Source organism: Amycolatopsis sp. NPDC114505 (assembly GCF_055633615.1).
The window spans coordinates 1749874-1765846 of record NZ_JBVKDV010000002.1 but is presented as its reverse complement, the minus strand read 5'-3'; the positions used below and the strand labels follow the sequence as shown (position 1 = coordinate 1765846).

Genomic DNA, 15973 nt, shown 5'->3' with positions numbered 1-15973 from the left:
ATGGCCTCACCCTCGCGGCTTGCGCAGGGTGCCGATCGCCGTCCGCCGACCGTGCCGGTCGCGGGCGGCGGTCGTCGTCTCCTCCCCCGGCGCGGTGGAGACGATCAGGCCCTGGTGGTCGAACAGCGGCGCCACCAGCCGGTACTCGAACTCCAGCGCGCCGTCCACGCCGCGGGCCCGGGCGGCTTCCGCCATCGCGACCGCCTGCAGCGGGCCGTGCGTCAGCAGCCCCGGGTACCCCTCCACGTCGCGGCTGTAGTCGCGGTCGTAGTGGATGCGGTGGGCGTTGTAGGTCAACGCAGAGAAGCGGAACAGCAGCGTCGGGGTCACGTCGATCGACCACTCGTCTGGCGACGGCGGCACCTCGGGGCCGTCGTCCGGGAGGGTGTCGAGCGCGGAACCGGCGCGGTAGACGAGGTCCTGCTCCTCGTCGACCACGAGCCGGCCCGCCTGGGTGATCCGGTGCGCCACCGTGACGAACGTGAGCGGCCCCGACCGGCCCTCCTTCTCGCGCACCGCGAGGACTTCCGACCGCCGGGTGGCGGGCTCGCCGAAGCGCAGCGCACCGGGCGTGCGGACGCGCCCACCGGCCCACATGCGCCGCCGTCCCGGGCCCGGCGTCGCGCCTCGGACCGGGTGGCCGTCCGGGCCGAGGTCGGCCTGGGCCGGGCGGTCGAGCAGGTAGAACCAGTGCCACAGCAGCGGCAGGGCGTCGTCCGGCACGGGGACGTCGAGCAGGGACGCGAAGGCGTGCGCGGGCCCGGGCAGGATCGGCTCGGTGACATCGGACGTCGTCATGGTCACCCCGTTCCCGGTTCGTCGGCTGCGTTCGATTCCTACCATCCGGGCCGGCACCTGCGAAAATTACCAAAGGTAAGTTCTGTGGCGGTCTTGACATGACCAATGGTCAGGAGGAAAGTCCTCGCCACCTGATTCGTCTAGACCAATCAGGGAGCTCTCCCGGCGGACGGCCATCCTCAGGAGGAGACCCATGTCCCGCAGAATCCGGACCACCACAGCAGCACTGACGAGCGTCGCGACCGTGGCGGCGACGGCCCTGATCCTTTCCGGTGGGGCCGCCGCCAGCCCGCCGGCCGCGGCGGCCGCCGACTGCGGTGTGCTGTTCGACGACTTCCACTACGCCTCCCCCACCGACTCCGCGTTCGGCGGCGCCGGCTGGACCACCCGCAACGACGTCGGCAGTCCCGGTGTGGCCGGCGCGCGCTGGCTCACCAGCAACGTCAGCTTCCCGACGGTGAACGGCGAGCGCGTCGCCCAGCTCGCCGCCAGCACCGACGGCAGCGCGGCCGGCACGACGCACTCCGAGATGTACCAGAACCGGCTGCGGTTCTTCGAAGGCACGTACGCGAGCCGGGTCCGCTTCACCGACGCGCCGGACAGCGGCACCGACGGCGACCACGTCAACGAAACGTACTTCACGATCTCGCCGCTGCGGTACGACCGCGACCCGCTCTACAGCGAGCTGGACTTCTCGGAGTACCTGCCCAACGGCGGCTGGGGCGGCTCCACCGCGAACTACCAGACCAGCTGGTACACCTACTGGAACAACCCCACGTGGGACGGCCTGCGCACGTCCACCGCGCAGAACCGCAGCTTCGCCGGCTGGCACGACATCGTGACGCAGGTGTCGGGCGGGCACGTCAAGTACTACATCGACGGCCAGCTCACCGCGGACCACACGACCGACGCCCAGGGCGACCCGGTGACCCCGCGGACGCCGATGTCGATCAACTACAACATGTGGTTCATCGACACGGCCGGGCACACGAGCGGCAACAGCGTCTACACCGAGCAGGTCGACTGGACGTACTACGCGGGCAACCAGGTGGTGTCGCCGTCGGACGCCGTCGCCCGCGCGGGTTCGTACCGAACCGCCGGAACGTCCCATGTGGACACGGTGAACGGATGCACGACGCCGGCGACCACGACGCCCACCACCCCGACCACGCCCACGACACCCACCACGCCGTCCCAGCCCGCCAACTGCTCGACGGCGGCGGAATGGGACTGGGGCACGGTGTACCTCGGCGGCCAGCGGGTCAAGCACAACGCCCACCTCTGGCAGGCGAACTGGTGGACCCAGGGCTCCGAGCCCGGGCTCACCGCGCAGTGGGCCGACCTCGGCCACTGCTGACCCCCGGCACCACACAGATCCGGCCGCGGCCCGGGTTCCAGGGACCAGCCCGGGCCGCGGCCACCCCACGCAATCTTCCGCGCTACCTCACTCCCGGGAACTTCCATGCGCAGACGCACCTTCGCCGCCGCACTGGCCGTCGCCGCCGTGACCGCCAGTGCCGCCTGCGGCACCGACACCCCCGCCGCCCCCGCCGCTCAAGGGGGCGGGCAGCTGACCGTCTGGCTGATGAACGGCGACCTGTCCGACAAGGCCACCGCGGCGATCAACGCCGCGTTCGAGAAGGCCACCGGCGCGAAGGTCACCGTGCAGATCCAGGAGTGGGACAACATCAACACCAAGATCAGCACCGCCCTGGCGCAGGACAACACGCCCGACGTCATCGAGATCGGCAACACGAACGTCCCGCTCTTCGCCGCCAACGGCGCGCTCACCGACCTCACCCCGCACCGCGACGAGCTCTCGGCCGGGCAGCACTGGCTGGAAGGACTCGCCGGACCGGCCACAGTGGACGGAAACCTCTACGGCGCGCCCCTGTTCGCGGGCAACCGCTCGGTGATCTACGACAAGCAGGTCTGGGCCGACGCCGGGATCACCGCGCCGCCGAAGACCTTCACGGAACTCACCCAGGACCTCGACAAGATCAAGGCCAAGCACCCCGCCGCCGACTACTCCGCCTTCCACTTCCCCGGCAAGTACTGGTACGGCGCGCTGCAGTTCGTCTGGGACGCCGGCGGTCAGCTCGCCACGCAGAAGGACGGGAAGTGGACCGGGGCACTGGAAAGCCCCGAGGCGCAGAAGGGCCTGCAGGCCTGGAAGGACTTCCAGAACGCCTACTCCTCCCCCGCGTCCCGCAACGTCGACACCAAGGCCCCCGACCAGGCCGCGATCTTCTCCGCCGGCGGCGCCGGGGCGATCCTCGACACGAGCGTCAACACCGTCGTGAAGAACAAGCCGGAGCTGAAGGACCACCTCGGCACCTTCCCCTTCCCCAGCGCCACCCCCGGGAAGACGCAGCCGGTGTTCCTCGGCGGGTCCGACCTCGTCGTCGCGGCCAAGAGCCACAACCAGGACCTCGCGCTGGCCTACCTCAAGGCCGCGACGAGCCCCGACGTGCAGCGCCAGGCGATCGTCGGCATCGACGGCTGGACGCCCGTCTCCACCGAGCTGATCGACGAGATCACGCCCACCCTGCCGCCGGTCAACGCCGCCTTCGCCACCGCGGCCAAGACCAGCGTCGCGACCCCGGCCGCACCGGGCTGGGCGACGATCGAGAGTGACAAGTCGATCAACACCTTCTTCGCCGACATCGCCACCGGACGCCGGCCGATCGCCGACGCCGCCAAGGACTTCGACGCTCACCTGACCGAGGCCCTGAGCGCCCGCTGACCGGCGGGGTGGCCCGGCCGACTGCCGTCCCCAACCGGGCCGCCCCGCCCCTTTCCGCGAAGGAGTCCTCGTGCTGCTGGTGAAAGCACCGCCTGAAGCCCCGCCGAGACCGGCGACGCCGCGCCGGCGACGGTCCCTGCTGCCCTACGGCCTGCTCCTGCCCGCGACCGTCCTGCTCGGGCTCGTCCTGGGCTATCCGCTGGTGCGCCTGGTCGTCATCTCGACGCAGAAGTACGGCCTGCGGTCGCTGTTCACCGGCACGACGACGTTCGCGGGCTTCGACAACTACGCCGCCGTCCTCGGCGACGACCAGCTCCTCCCGGTCCTCGCCCGCAGCGTCGGGTTCTGCGCGGCGCTGGTCCTCGGCACACTCGTCATCGGCTTCGGCGTCGCGCTGCTGCTGCAACGCCTGGGCCGGGGCATGCGCACCGCCGTCACGCTCTGCCTGATCGCGGCGTGGGCGCTGCCGAACGTGGCGTCCACCCTGGTCTGGCAATGGCTCTTCCAGCCCGGCTACGGCGTGGTCAACTGGCTGCTCACGCAGGCCGGCTTCGGCGACCTCACCCAGCACGACTGGACGACGTCGCCGACCTCGGCGTTCACGCTGGTCTGGCTGCTGGTCGTATGGCAGTCCGTGCCGTTCGTTGCGCTCACGCTCTACGCGGGCCTGTCGCAGATCCCGCGCTCCTACTACGAAGCCGCGGCGCTGGACGGCGCCGGGCCGTGGCGGGTGCACCGCACCATCACGTTCCCGTTCCTGCAGCCGATCCTCGGCCTGGTCACCATCCTCTCGGTGATCTGGGACTTCACGGTGTTCAACCAGATCTGGATCCTCACCCAGGGCGGGCCGAACGACGGCACGACAACGCTGGGCATCTGGACGTTCACCCGGGCCTTCAGCCGCAACGACTTCGGCCAGGGCGCCGCGATCGCCGTCGTCTCGGTCGCGCTGCTCGTCGGCATGACCGCCGTGTACGTGCGCCGGCTCGTCCGCTCCGGGGAGGACCTGTGATCCGCCGGATCGGCCGCAACGCCGTCGCCACCGTCTTCTGCCTCGTGTGGATCTTCCCGGTGTACTGGATGGTGCTCACGGCGTTCAAGCCCGCGGGCAAGATCCTCCAGCCCACGCCGCAGTTCCTGCCGATCGACGTCACGCTGGACAACTTCGCCGACGCCCTCGCCAAACCGGGTTTCGTGCGGGACCTCGCCAACAGCGCGGTGGTCGTCGTCGCGGTCGTCGCCCTGTCCATCGTGGTCGCCTTCCTGGCCGCGACGGCGTTGACGCGCTTCCGGTTCTTCGGCCGCCGCAGCTTCCTGATCGGCGTGCTGGTGCTGCAGATGGTGCCGGTGCCCGCCCTGGTCATCCCGCTGTTCCTCGGCCTGAAGAGCGCGCACCTGCTCGACACGCTGTTCGGGCTGATCCTGACGTACGTGGCACTCGTGCTGCCGTTCACGATCTGGACGTTGCGCGGCTTCCTGCACGGGATCCCGGTCGAACTCGAGGAGGCGGCGATGGTCGACGGCGCGACGCGCGCACGGGTGATGCGCTCGGTCCTGCTGCCCCTGGTGCTGCCCGGCCTGATCGCGACCAGCGTGTTCGCGTTCATCACGGCGTGGAACGACTTCCTGTTCGCGTACGTGATCATGAAGGACAGCTCCGGCTACACGCTGCCGGTGTGGCTGGTCTCGTTCAGCACCAGCACCGGCACCGACTACGGCGGCCTGATCGCCGCGTCGACGCTGTTCGCGCTGCCGGTCGTCATCTTCTTCGCGCTGGTGCAGCGCCACCTGGTCGAAGGCATGACCGCGGGCGCGGTGAAAGGCTGATGATCATCCCCCGCCCCGCGCGGCTGACCCGCCGCGCCGGAACCTTCGCGCCCGCCGGCGGACTGCGCGTCCTCGCGAGCCACGGCGCCGAGCGCGCGGCCCGCCTCCTCGCCGGCTACCTGCCCCGGCCGACGATCCACCACGGCCCGTCGATCCGCCTCGACCTCGTCCCGGAGGCGAAGCTCGGGCTCGAGGGGTACGAACTCGACGTCACGCCGGTGGACGCGCTGCTCACCGCGTCGACCGAGGCGGGCCTGCGCAACGGCGTGCAGACCCTCCGGCAGCTGGTGCCGCTGCACGGGCCGCCGCGGCTGCCGTGCCTGCACGTCCGCGACACGCCCCGGCTGCCCTGGCGCGGCGTGCTGCTGGACGTCGCCCGGCACTTCCTGCCGCTGGAGTTCCTCCGCGAGTTCGTCGACGTCCTGGCCCTGCACAAGTACAACGTCCTGCACCTGCACCTCACCGACGACCAGGGCTGGCGGATCGAAATCGACGGGCGGCCGCGGCTCACCGAGATCGGCGCGTGGCGCACCGAGTCGATGGTCGGGGCGGCGGGCAGCGGCGTCTACGACGGCGTCCCCCACGGCGGCTTCTACACCCAGCGCGAGCTGCGCGACCTCGTCGCGTTCGCGGCCGACCGCGGCGTGCGGATCGTGCCGGAGATCGACCTGCCCGGGCACGTGCGCTCGGCGCTGGCAGCCTACCCCGAGCTGGGCAACCGGCCGGACGTCACGCTCCCGGTGTGGACGGCGTGGGGCATCAGCCCGGACATCCTCGGCGTCCACGACGGCGCGTTCGCCTTCTGCCGGGAGGTGCTCACGCAGGTCGCGGACGTCTTCCCGGCGCGGCACCTGCACATCGGCGGCGACGAGTGCCCGACCACGCAGTGGGCGTCGAACCCGGTCGCGCTGGCGAAAGCGGCGCAGCTGGGGCTGACCGACACCGCCGAGCTGCACCCGTGGTTCCTGGGCGAGCTGCACGCGCTGCTGGCGGATCTCGGCCGGCAGGCGGTCTGCTGGGACGAGACCGGCCACGCCGCGGGCCGGCTGCCGCCCGAGCTGGTCGTCACGGCCTGGCGCGACGCCGCGCACGGCGCCCTCGCCGTCGCCCGCGGCCACCAGGTGATCATGGCACCGCACACGTCGACGTACTTCGACTACCGCCAGAGCGAGGAGCCCGGCGAGCCGCCGCGCCAGGACGTCACGACACTCCAGGACGTCTACCGCTTCGACCCCCTGGAGGGCGGGCTGCCGGTCAGCGACGGGACCCGGCCCGGGGTGCTCGGCACGCAGGCCCAGCTGTGGACCGAACACGCGCCGACCCCCGACCACGTCCGCCACCTCGCGTTCCCGCGGCTGTGCGCGCTGGCCGAGCGCGCGTGGTCGCCGCCGGACCGCCGTTATCCTGACTTCCAGGAGCGCCTGACCGGTCACCTCGAACGGCTGCGCGCCCTGGACGCCCTGCCCAAGGAGCGCGTCCGGTTCGCCGGCGCGGTCCCCGTATCCGGGAAGACGGTGCCTTGACCGCTGTGCCATCCGGGCCTTCGCCCCGGGCCGGGGCCTCCGCCACTCGGAGCCCCCGGAAAGAAGAGGACGAGCCGGCGGACCGCCCGCCCACGGTGAAACGCGACCGCGTCCGGCGGCACCTGCTGAAGGTGATCGAGAACGCCGGCCCCGGCACCGGGCTGGCGTCCGAACGCGACCTCGCCGCGGAGCTGGGCGTGTCCCGCCCGACCGTCCGGGCGGCCATCGACGAGCTGACCCGCACCGGGCTGCTGGTGCGCCAGCGCGGGCGGGGAACGTTCACCAGCCCGCAGAAGGTGACCCAGGAACTGGCGACGGGACTCGCCGTCCCACCCGCGGAGGGACACTGGACCAGCCGGGTGGTCGCGTTCGGGATCTCCGCCGCGACGCGGTCCCTGGCGGCCGACCTGGAGCGCGAGCCGGGGGCGCCGGTCCTGCGCGTCACGCGCGTGCGCCACGTCGACGACGAGCCGATCGCGATCGAGCGGCTGGCGCTCCCGGCGTCCCTGGTCCCGGGTCTGTCCCCGGCGGACCTGGAATCGGGCAACTTCTACCGGCTGCTGCGGGAGCGGTTCGGGATCGTGGTGCAGGACGCGGTGCAGACGATCGAGCCGGCGGTGACCAACCCGGAGCAGGCCGAGCTGCTCGAGATCGCGGTGTACGCGCCGATCCTGCACATCGAGCGGCTCACGCGCGACACGACGGGGCAGGTGGTCGAGCTGACCCGCTCGGTGTACCGCGGCGACCGGTACCGCATCACGTCGAAACTGCGCTTCGACGCCGAATCGGGCTGAGGCGCCCGGCCTGATCTCGGTCCGCTCCCCCGGCGCGTGACCGTCGAAGCGGAGCAGGTGCGCCGGCTGGTGGGCGCCCGGTTCCGCTCGCGCAGGGGCGTCCCGGCGCGAGCTACCCGTTCGCGTGGTCGATCCACGCGTGGCTCGACGGTTCGCCGGCTCGCGTGGACGCGATCGCCGACCCGGTCCGGTTCGCGCTCGATCCGGCCGGGTTCGTGACCGCCCTGCGGAGCGTCGTGCGACCCGGCCATCGCCTGGACGGTGCCGACCGCGGACAGCCGGCGGGATCCGCACCGAATACGTTTTCGGAAAATAATTCTTCGCAACCGCCGGAAACGAGAGTTCTTAGCGTCCACTCGTTACCCGAACGAGTGACGCTCCAGGTGCATCCGGGTGACCCTCGGCCGGAAACTCCCTCGCCTCACCAGGTCCACACCATTTCGCATCGGTAACGAACTGAGCTGTTGGCTTCGCCTTTCTGGCGCCCGGGTGAGTGCGCTTCAACGCACTCCCGGTCCGGCATACGATTTTCCTTCGGCCAGGAAACCGTTTCTGGGACCAACCGTTTGCGAAAGAATCGAGGACCATTCATGCGAAGACGCATGCTGGGAGCAGTGCTGCCCCTGGTGCTCGTCGCGGCCGCCGCCGTCGCGCTCCCCACCACCGCCGAGGCCGCTGCCGTCTCGGGGCTCACGAAGTCCGTGCAGGGCACCGGATCCCCCGCCGCCCACGGGGCCACCGCCGACTGGGTCATCGGCTACGACGACCAGGCCACCGGGTCCGGCGCCGCCACCATCACCGACGCCGTCGGCGCGGGCCAGGCGTTCCAGCCCGGCTCGCTGCACGCGCCGCCCGGGTGGACGCCGTCGTGGTCCACCGACGGCAGCACCTTCACCGGCACCGAACCCGCGTCCGGCGTCACCGCCGTGCGGGCGACGAACCCGGACGCCGGGCCCGACGCGACGTCGTTGTCCGCCGCGCTCACCCCGCCCGTGCAGGCGGTGACGACCGCGACCGGCGGCGACGGCTTCACGCCGATCCTCTACCGCACCCCGGGCGGCGTCCTGCAGGCCTGGAACATCTACCACCACCTCGGCGCGACGTCGCCGAAGGTCGTGTGCACCGACCTCGCCACCGGGCAGCGCTGTCCGGGCGGCCCGTGGCCGAAGGTGCTCAACACCGCGCCCGGCCCGCTCGGCACCCTCGGCGCCGGGGACATCGCGAGCACGATGGTCGAGCAGTACGTGCGCGACCCCGCGGCGCCCGCGAAGGTCTACTACCCGGCTGTCACGGCGGGCTCGGTCGGCGTCGGCTGCCTCGACATGGCGGCCTCGGCCAACTGCGGGTACTGGGCGCTGTCCCCCACCGGTGGGTCGCCGCCGGTCACCAGCATCACCGGGCTGCTGCAGAGCGGCGGCAACCTCTACGGCCTCGTCAGCAGCGGCGCGGTCGTCTGCTGGACCATCGCCACGCAGAGCGCCTGCGGCGGCCAGCCGTACGCGCCGATCGTCCCGGCCGCCAACCAGCCGTACGTCTACGGCGCGCTGACCCTGGTGGCGGGCAAGGTGTTCGCGTCGACGTCCAGCCCGAACACCGCGCAGCAGCCGTCACTGGGCTGCTTCGACCCGGCGACGGCCACGGCGTGCGCCGGCTGGGCCTCGTCGCGCCCGACGGGACCGGCGGGCAACTACACCTACAACGCGTACACGGCGTTCAGCACGACCGGTGTCCCGGTGGGCGCGTGCTCGTCGACGAGCGTCAACACGACCGTGACGACGTGTTACGCGCTCGACGGGTCGGTGCTGCCGGCCCCGCCGATCACGGCGTTGCCCGCGGGGGTGATCTTCTTCAACCCCGAGGTCGTCACGGATCCGAACGGCCACGTGCGCAGCTACGTGCCGATCTGGGGCGGGCCGTACGCCGGCGCGACGCTGTGCCACGACTGGGCGACGGGGGCGGCGTGCGCGGGCTTGCCCGGGCCGATCACGCACCCGTCGGCGAACGGCGGGGTGACGCGGGACTACGGCTACACGTACGACCCGCCGTCGGGCTGCCTGATCGGCCTCGGCGACGCGGGCGTGCTGTTCTCGATGGACCCGGCGACGGGAGCGACGCCGTGCGTCCGTTCGGGCGGCCAGGTGACGCTGCGACCGGGCGATTTCTACTGCGACGGAGGCTCACACGTCCAGGGGTACACGGCGGCGCGGCTGACGGGCGTCGACCCGGCGAACGTCGACTTCGCGGCGTCCCGGGTGACGGTGGTCGACCAGGGCGGAGCGACGGTGCCGACCCCGGGCTTCGCCCCGGACGGCTCGGTCGACCTGACCGGTGTGTCGGTGGCGGCGCACCCGTCGATCACCGTGACGACGACGTTGGTGCTGCACAACGGAACGGGCTTCAGCGGCCGGTTGGTGGTCGACTACGCGGGCGACGCGCCCCAGCTGTGTTTCCGCACGACGATCGCGACAGACTGCGCGGTTGCGTCGGTGGCGAACACGGCGACGGGCACGGACTCGACGGGCTCGTTCACGTCGAACACGGTGACGCTCCCGGTGGCCCCGGGCGCGTCGTGCACGCCGAACGTCAAGGTGGAGAAGGAGATCTGCACGTCGTCGACGGCTTCGAAATGCAGCCCGGGTGGCGTGGGACCGTGGGCGAAGCAGGCGGGGGTCGGTCTCCTGGGCCTGCTGAACGCGACGGCGTACTGGCGGATCACGGTGACGAACCTCGGCCCGGTCGGGATCACGTCGGCGCAGGTGGTGGACACCGTGGAGCCGTCGTGCCAGACGGGCCCGTTCACCCTGGCGGCGGGGGCGTCGAAGCAGGTGTACTGCTCGACGTACGCGTTGCTGAACCTGTTCCCGATCACGAACCAGGCGAAGGTGAGTTACGTGCCGGCGAACGTTCCCCCGGGGACACCGCCGTCACACACGGGCTGGTCATCGGCGAAGGCGTGTTCGCTGCTCTGCATCCTTTAGGGGGTTGAGGTGAGCGGCCCGCGGGGTGGGTTCCCCGCGGGCCGTTTGCCAGACTGGCTTCATGCCCGATCTCGAAGCTCGCTACCGCGCCTACCTCACCTGCCTGAACGAACGGCGCTTCGCCGACCTCACGGACTTCGCTCACAACCCCGTCGTCCACAACGGACGGACGCTGACCATCGAAGACTTCCAAGCCCTCCTGCGGCAGGACGCCGCCGAGATTCCCGATCTGCACTACGCGATCGAAGGATTCGTCGTCCAGGACGACCAGGTCGCCTGCCGCATCCGGTTCGACTGCACTCCCGTCGACGACTTCCGCGGCCTACCCACCGCCGGCAAGGCGATCTCCTTCGCCGAGCACGTCTTCTACCGCTACGAAGACGGCAAGATCGCCGAGATCTGGTCCCTCATCGACACCGACGCCATCCGCGACCAGCTCACACCGTGACCGCTTCATCCTTCGAGACCGAAGCAGCCGCAGCAGCCTCAGGCGTGATCGCCGGCGCCATCAACACCGCGCACAACGGCACCGCCATCGCGACCGCCGCCAGCACGAACACCGGGAACAGGAACGAGAACACCTCCACCCCAGCCGGATCGGCCGCGTTCATGTCCATGTTCATCCGGACCGCCGCCATGCCCGTGTAGTGCATGCCCGTCACCGCCGCCCCCATCACGAAACCCGCCAGCAGCCGCAGGGACAGTCGGTCCAGGAACACCGCGAACCACAGCGCCGCCGTGGCCGCCACCACCGCGATCACCACCGACAGCGCCACCAGGCCGCCTTCGTACGTGAAATCGCCCTTCACGCGCAGGGCCGACATTCCCGTGTAGTGCATGACGTTCACCGCCAGGCCCGTGATCACGCCGCCGAGGGCGAGGCGCCACCAGCCGAACTTCGCGCGGCCGCCCACCACCACGAGGCCGGCGAACACCGCCGACACCGAAAGGATCGCCGACAGCACCGTGCGGAAGACGTCGTAGCGGACCGGCATTCCCGGGGTGCTGAACCCGAGCATCGCCACGAAGTGCATCAGCCAGATGCCGACGCCGCCGATCGAGATCGCCGCCAGCACCAGCCAGCGCATGCGGTGCCGGGAGGTCGCCGCGTGGCGGGCCTGGACCGCGCACGCCAGCCCGAGCGCGCAACCCACCACGGACGTCAGGTACGCCAGCACCAGCAGCCAGTGCCCGAGCGCGAAGTGTTCCATGATCAGCCTTTCCCGGTGCTAAAGATCGCGCAGCCCGTGCAGCACGCGTTCCATCAAGTCGTGGCGCTCGTCCCAGGTCGACGTGTCCGACAGCGTGTCGCGGACGATCACCAGGTTGTCCTGCATCAGGTCCGACACGAGCACGCGGACCACGCCGAGCGGCAGCGACAGCAGCGCGGCGATCTCCATCAGCGACCTCGGCCGGGCGCAGATCTCGGTGACCTCCGCCAGCGCGCTCGACGACAGGTACGCCGCCTCGGCCCGGCCGGCCGCCGTGGTCTCGACCAGCGCTTCGACGGCGATCTCGACCGTCGGCGCCGTCCGGCCTTCCGTCCAGGCGTACGGGCGGGCCAGCGACGGGCTGCGCCGCGGCTCCTCCCCGTACGGCCCGGGCGGCGGGTCGTCGATCACCGGTGGTCCTGGGCCACCGGTATCTCGCGCGCGGGCACGTCGACCTTCTGCCCCACTCGCTCGACCAGCATCGTCATCTCGTAGCCGACCAGGCCGATGTCGCAGCCGGTCGACGCGAGCACGACCAGGTTGGAGCCGTCGCCCACGCTCATCAGCAGCAGGAACCCCTGCTCCATCTCGATCACCGACTGCACCACCCGCCCGGCGGTGAACAGCTCCGCCGTGCCCAGCGACAGGCTGGACAGGCCGGCCGCGATCGCCGCCAGCTGGTCGGCGCGCTCACGGGGCAGGGCCTCGTCGGCGGCCACGAGCAGGCCGTCGGCGGAGACCAGCACGGCGTGCGCGACGCCCAGTACGTCCTGGACGAACCCGTTGACCAGCCAGTTCAGCGTCGCCGTCCGTTCGGGCGGCGCGGCCGGACCGGGGAAGCCCAGTGTCCCGCTGAGGGACCGGGCCGACGGTTCGGCGCCGGACCGTCGCGGCTGCACGTCGGGAAGTTCGGTCATCGCGGATCCACTTCGTCCTTTCCGGATTCTTCGGCGCGGGCCGCGGTCTCCTGCCGGGCCGCGCGCATCCCCTGGTAGTGCCGGGAGAGGCTGCTGCGGACGGCGGTGGGGTCGCGGAACCCCGTCCCGCCGGTCTGCTCGCGCACGCGCGGGACGACCGCGCCGGGCGCGAGCTGGGCACCGGGCCGCCGGGTCGGCAGGCCGGCGTCGGTGAGCCGCTGCGCGCTCGCGGGCTTGAGAGCGCTTTCGGCGGCCTGGCGCGTGCGGTCGGCCGGGGTGTCCCACTCCCCCACCGCCGCGCCGGCCGGTTCGGGGCGGGCCACCGGCTTGTCGACCGAGGTGGGCCACTCCGCCGCCGGGAGCTCGGCTGGTGGCGTCGCAGGTTCGGCCGAGGGGACTCGGTGCGCCGCGGTGGTTCCGTTCCGCTCGGCCGCTGGCTTCTCGGCCGGGGGCGGCCATTCCGCCGGGTCGGCCCGGTGCGCCGCCGTGCTCCCATTCCGCTCGCCGGTCGGCTTCTCGGGCCACTCCGCCGGGTCGGCCCGGTGCGCCGCCGTGCTCCCGTTCCGCTCGGCCGCCGGCTTCTCGGCCGGCGGCGGCCACTCCACCGGCGCGTCCTCGGCCGGGTCGGCGCGGTCCGCCTTCGACCCGGGCCAGGTCCCCCGGCCGGCCGCGGGTGCCTCGGCCGCGGGCGGCCACTCCACCGGCGCGTCCCGCCGGTTCAGCGGCTTCACCACCGGCTCGGTGAACCAGCTCGTGACGACCTGCTCGAAGATCGGCGTCGACGCCTGCGTCGGCACGACCGGCGGCCGGGTGTGGCCGTTGCGGCCACCGGCGGCGGCTCCGGCCGTCGCGAGCCGGCCGGCCCCGATCGGACGGGCCAGGTCGGCGATGACGAGCGCGCCCGGGACGTGCACGCTGGCCGTCACCCCGGCGTTCCGCGCGCCCGCGCCGGTCGCGCGCAGCCGGACCGTGACGCCGTGCAGCGCGGCGAGCCTGCCGACCACGAACAACCCCATCCGGCGGGTCGTCTCCGGGCCGACGGTCCCCGCCGCCGCGAGGCGCTCGTTCACCGACACCAGCTCCGCCGGGGTCATCCCGAGGCCCTGGTCGACGACCTCGATGAGCAGCCCGCCGTCGGCGCCGCGGTCGGCCGTCAGCGCGACCTTGTGCTCGGGCGGGGAAAACCGCGTCGCGTTCTCCAGCAGCTCGGCGAGGATGTGCACGACGTCCGCGGCCGCTTCGGGCTGCACCGAGCTGCGGGGCGCGTTGCCCATCGCCACCCGCCGGTAGTCCTTGACCTCCGACGTCGCGGCGCGCAGCAGGTCGCGCGTGGGCACCGGCTCCCGGCCGTGCCGGACCGGCCGGCCACCGGCCAGGACGTGCAGGTTCTCGCCGTTGCGGCGCAGCCGGGTCGCGATGTGGTCGATCCGGAACAGCTCGTCGAGCCGGCGGGGGTTCTGCTCCCCCGACTCGAGGTCTTCGATGATCGACAGCTGCTGCTCGACCAGCGACTGGCTCCGCCGCGAGAGCGTCATGAACATCTCGCTGACCTGCTTGCGCAGCTCGGCCTGTTCGACGGCGAGCCGGACCGCCTGGCGGTGCATGTCGTCGAAGGCGCGGGCCAGCTGCCCGATCTCCTCCTCGGTCTTGACCCCGGAGTCGGGCACCGAGCGCCAGTCGACGTCGTGGCCTTCGCGGACCTGCCGGACGGTCTCCGGGAGCTGTTCGTTCGCCGCGCGGAGAGCGGCCGCGCGCAGCCGGCGCACCGGCGTGACGAGCGAGCGCACCACCAGCAGGGCGATCGCGAGCGCGCCGAGCAGCGCACCGAGGACCAGCGCCGTGTCGCGCAGCGAGTCCGAGCGGGCGCGGTCGGCCGCGTCCGACACGTCGGAGGACAGCTTCGCCGCGACGTCGGTGAGCACGGCCGTCACGCCGGTCGTCTCGGCGGCGATCGTGGGGGCGAACGACGCGAGCGTCTCGCCGCCGGTCCTGCTCGGGTCCTGCAGGGCGTCGAGCCGGCCCGCGGCGGAGCTCGTCGCCGCCTCGAAGCGGTTCAGCTGGGCACCCGAGAGCTGGTGGGCGGCCTGCTCGGCGAGCACCTCCTGCTCGGCGGCGGCCTGCACGACGGCCGGGCGCAGCGAAGCGTCGTCCGGGCTGTTCTGCGCCGCCCGCGCGTAGGTCTCCTCGGTGGCCAGCTCGCCACGCAGGTGCACCAGCAGCCGGGCGGTTTCCGCGCCGACGGCGGTCTCGCTGCCGGCGTCGGCCGGGGCGAACGTGGGCACGAGGTCACCGAGGGTCGAGATGATGTCGTTGTAGCCGGCGGCCTTCGTGCGGACGTCGCCGCCGCCCGTGCCGGCCGCGCGGATGCCGGCGAGCTTGCCCAGCGCGGTGTTCAGCGCCCGGCCGGTGTCCGCGGCCAGCGGCGCGAAGCCGGTGTCGCGCTGGACCGCGGCGACCTTCGCGTCGACGGCGGCGGTCAGCGTGTCGGGTGCCCCGCCCGGGACCGCGACGGCCGCGACCATCTCCTGGCCCAGCGACGCCGTCAGGTCGATCGTGTCCCGCAGCACCGGCAGCCGGTCGCGCGCGGCGCTGAGCGCGGTCGCCCGGTCGAGCTCGCCCTGGATCCGGACCTCCGCGAGCGCCACGGCGACCAGGACCGGCAGCAGCAGGACGACGCTGATCTTGGTGCGCACGCTCCAGTGCGCGGGCCACCACGCGGCGTCCGCCGAACGGCGGAGGGTGGATCTGCTTTCGTGCATGGTGGAACCGCTCGATTCCCAGCCGCGCGGACGGCTGACGTCGAACTCGGACAGGACGGGGGCCCCAGGGCCGACCACGGACGTCCCGAGTGGACCGGAATCCCGGCTCCCGGACCGGAGCAGACGTGGCGTTGATCGAGCCGACCAGCAGAGAACATCACGTCCGGCATCCTTGTCAACCCTAAGGACCGGCGATTCGGAAGTGGGCAATAAATTAGTTCGGATTCGCTCCGACAGTTCACGCATTGTGTCCCGGCGGTCGCTGCTTGTACACCGTACAAGCACTGTTCGCCCAGCTCCGAGGCCTGACACGGCGTAAATAGTCGACCTGTTCGCACTGGCGGCAGAATTACCCACAAGTGCCATCGCGACGAATTCGGCTATTGCCGTAATGGTGTGTTATTAATTCCCGCGGCGCCC

13 protein-coding genes are annotated in these 15973 nt (G+C 71.9%); 8 read left to right on the top strand and 5 right to left on the bottom strand.

Annotated features, from left to right (window positions below):
• Positions 1-6: 6 nt before the first annotated feature.
• Positions 7-798 carry an HTD2 family dehydratase gene (locus ACZ7OU_RS26195; protein ID WP_470257114.1) on the bottom strand — a complete coding sequence of 264 codons (792 nt, stop codon included), beginning with the start codon at positions 796-798 and terminating at the stop codon, positions 7-9.
• A 193-nt stretch (positions 799-991) separates the two neighbouring features.
• On the opposite strand from ACZ7OU_RS26195, the gene ACZ7OU_RS26190 reads away from it, so the two are divergent.
• The 8 genes from ACZ7OU_RS26190 to ACZ7OU_RS26155 all read left to right on the top strand — a co-directional run bounded on the left by ACZ7OU_RS26190 (position 992) and on the right by ACZ7OU_RS26155 (position 11114).
• Positions 992-2155 (top strand): carbohydrate-binding protein, encoded by a 1164-nt coding sequence (locus ACZ7OU_RS26190; RefSeq protein WP_470257113.1) that lies wholly within the window; start codon positions 992-994, stop codon positions 2153-2155.
• Between the two features lie 105 nt (positions 2156-2260).
• Positions 2261-3544 carry an extracellular solute-binding protein gene (locus tag ACZ7OU_RS26185; protein WP_470257112.1) on the top strand — a complete coding sequence of 428 codons (1284 nt, stop codon included), beginning with the start codon at positions 2261-2263 and terminating at the stop codon, positions 3542-3544.
• A 70-nt stretch (positions 3545-3614) separates the two neighbouring features.
• Positions 3615-4556, top strand: a complete 942-nt coding sequence (locus tag ACZ7OU_RS26180) for a carbohydrate ABC transporter permease (RefSeq protein ID WP_470257111.1) — start codon at positions 3615-3617, stop codon at positions 4554-4556.
• Complete coding sequence (locus ACZ7OU_RS26175; RefSeq protein ID WP_470257110.1) at positions 4553-5371, top strand: carbohydrate ABC transporter permease; 819 nt, start codon at positions 4553-4555, stop codon at positions 5369-5371. Before ACZ7OU_RS26180 ends, ACZ7OU_RS26175 begins: the two co-directional genes overlap by 4 nt.
• Positions 5371-6894, top strand: a complete 1524-nt coding sequence (locus ACZ7OU_RS26170; protein WP_470257109.1) for a beta-N-acetylhexosaminidase — start codon at positions 5371-5373, stop codon at positions 6892-6894. Before ACZ7OU_RS26175 ends, ACZ7OU_RS26170 begins: the two co-directional genes overlap by 1 nt.
• A 95-nt stretch (positions 6895-6989) precedes the next feature.
• Positions 6990-7688 carry a GntR family transcriptional regulator gene (locus tag ACZ7OU_RS26165; RefSeq protein WP_470237454.1) on the top strand — a complete coding sequence of 233 codons (699 nt, stop codon included), beginning with the start codon at positions 6990-6992 and terminating at the stop codon, positions 7686-7688.
• A 590-nt stretch (positions 7689-8278) separates the two neighbouring features.
• The gene (locus tag ACZ7OU_RS26160; RefSeq protein WP_470257108.1) at positions 8279-10666 is read left to right on the top strand and encodes a DUF7617 domain-containing protein; all 2388 of its coding nucleotides are present in this window, start codon (positions 8279-8281) and stop codon (positions 10664-10666) included.
• A 61-nt stretch (positions 10667-10727) separates the two neighbouring features.
• On the top strand, positions 10728-11114 hold the full coding sequence (locus ACZ7OU_RS26155; protein ID WP_470257107.1) for an ester cyclase: 387 nt from the start codon (positions 10728-10730) through the stop codon (positions 11112-11114).
• Here the strand turns inward: ACZ7OU_RS26155 and ACZ7OU_RS26150 are convergent.
• Genes ACZ7OU_RS26150 through ACZ7OU_RS26135 form a run of 4 tightly spaced genes read right to left on the bottom strand, consistent with a single transcriptional unit; the run spans position 11104 to position 15553 of the window.
• The gene (locus ACZ7OU_RS26150) at positions 11104-11877 is read right to left on the bottom strand and encodes an MHYT domain-containing protein (protein ID WP_470237457.1); all 774 of its coding nucleotides are present in this window, start codon (positions 11875-11877) and stop codon (positions 11104-11106) included. The genes ACZ7OU_RS26155 and ACZ7OU_RS26150 overlap by 11 nt on opposite strands.
• Before the next feature lie 18 nt (positions 11878-11895).
• Complete coding sequence (locus tag ACZ7OU_RS26145; RefSeq protein ID WP_470237458.1) at positions 11896-12288, bottom strand: DUF742 domain-containing protein; 393 nt, start codon at positions 12286-12288, stop codon at positions 11896-11898.
• The gene (locus tag ACZ7OU_RS26140; RefSeq protein WP_470237459.1) at positions 12285-12794 is read right to left on the bottom strand and encodes a roadblock/LC7 domain-containing protein; all 510 of its coding nucleotides are present in this window, start codon (positions 12792-12794) and stop codon (positions 12285-12287) included. Before ACZ7OU_RS26140 ends, ACZ7OU_RS26145 begins: the two co-directional genes overlap by 4 nt.
• Positions 12791-15553 (bottom strand): sensor histidine kinase, encoded by a 2763-nt coding sequence (locus ACZ7OU_RS26135; RefSeq protein WP_470257106.1) that lies wholly within the window; start codon positions 15551-15553, stop codon positions 12791-12793. Before ACZ7OU_RS26135 ends, ACZ7OU_RS26140 begins: the two co-directional genes overlap by 4 nt.
• Positions 15554-15973 lie beyond the last annotated feature (420 nt).

Excerpts from the sequence above, each read along its gene's own strand:
- ACZ7OU_RS26185 (WP_470257112.1), top strand. The coding sequence starts at position 2,261 with ATGCGCAGACGCACCTTCGCCGCCGCACTGGCCGTCGCCGCCGTGACC.
- ACZ7OU_RS26155 (WP_470257107.1), top strand. The coding sequence starts at position 10,728 with ATGCCCGATCTCGAAGCTCGCTACCGCGCCTACCTCACCTGCCTGAAC.
- ACZ7OU_RS26160 (WP_470257108.1), top strand. The coding sequence starts at position 8,279 with ATGCGAAGACGCATGCTGGGAGCAGTGCTGCCCCTGGTGCTCGTCGCG.
- ACZ7OU_RS26170 (WP_470257109.1), top strand. The coding sequence starts at position 5,371 with ATGATCATCCCCCGCCCCGCGCGGCTGACCCGCCGCGCCGGAACCTTC.
- ACZ7OU_RS26140 (WP_470237459.1), bottom strand. The coding sequence starts at position 12,794 with ATGACCGAACTTCCCGACGTGCAGCCGCGACGGTCCGGCGCCGAACCG.
- ACZ7OU_RS26190 (WP_470257113.1), top strand. The coding sequence starts at position 992 with ATGTCCCGCAGAATCCGGACCACCACAGCAGCACTGACGAGCGTCGCG.
- ACZ7OU_RS26150 (WP_470237457.1), bottom strand. The coding sequence starts at position 11,877 with ATGGAACACTTCGCGCTCGGGCACTGGCTGCTGGTGCTGGCGTACCTG.
- ACZ7OU_RS26195 (WP_470257114.1), bottom strand. The coding sequence starts at position 798 with ATGACGACGTCCGATGTCACCGAGCCGATCCTGCCCGGGCCCGCGCAC.
- ACZ7OU_RS26135 (WP_470257106.1), bottom strand. The coding sequence starts at position 15,553 with ATGCACGAAAGCAGATCCACCCTCCGCCGTTCGGCGGACGCCGCGTGG.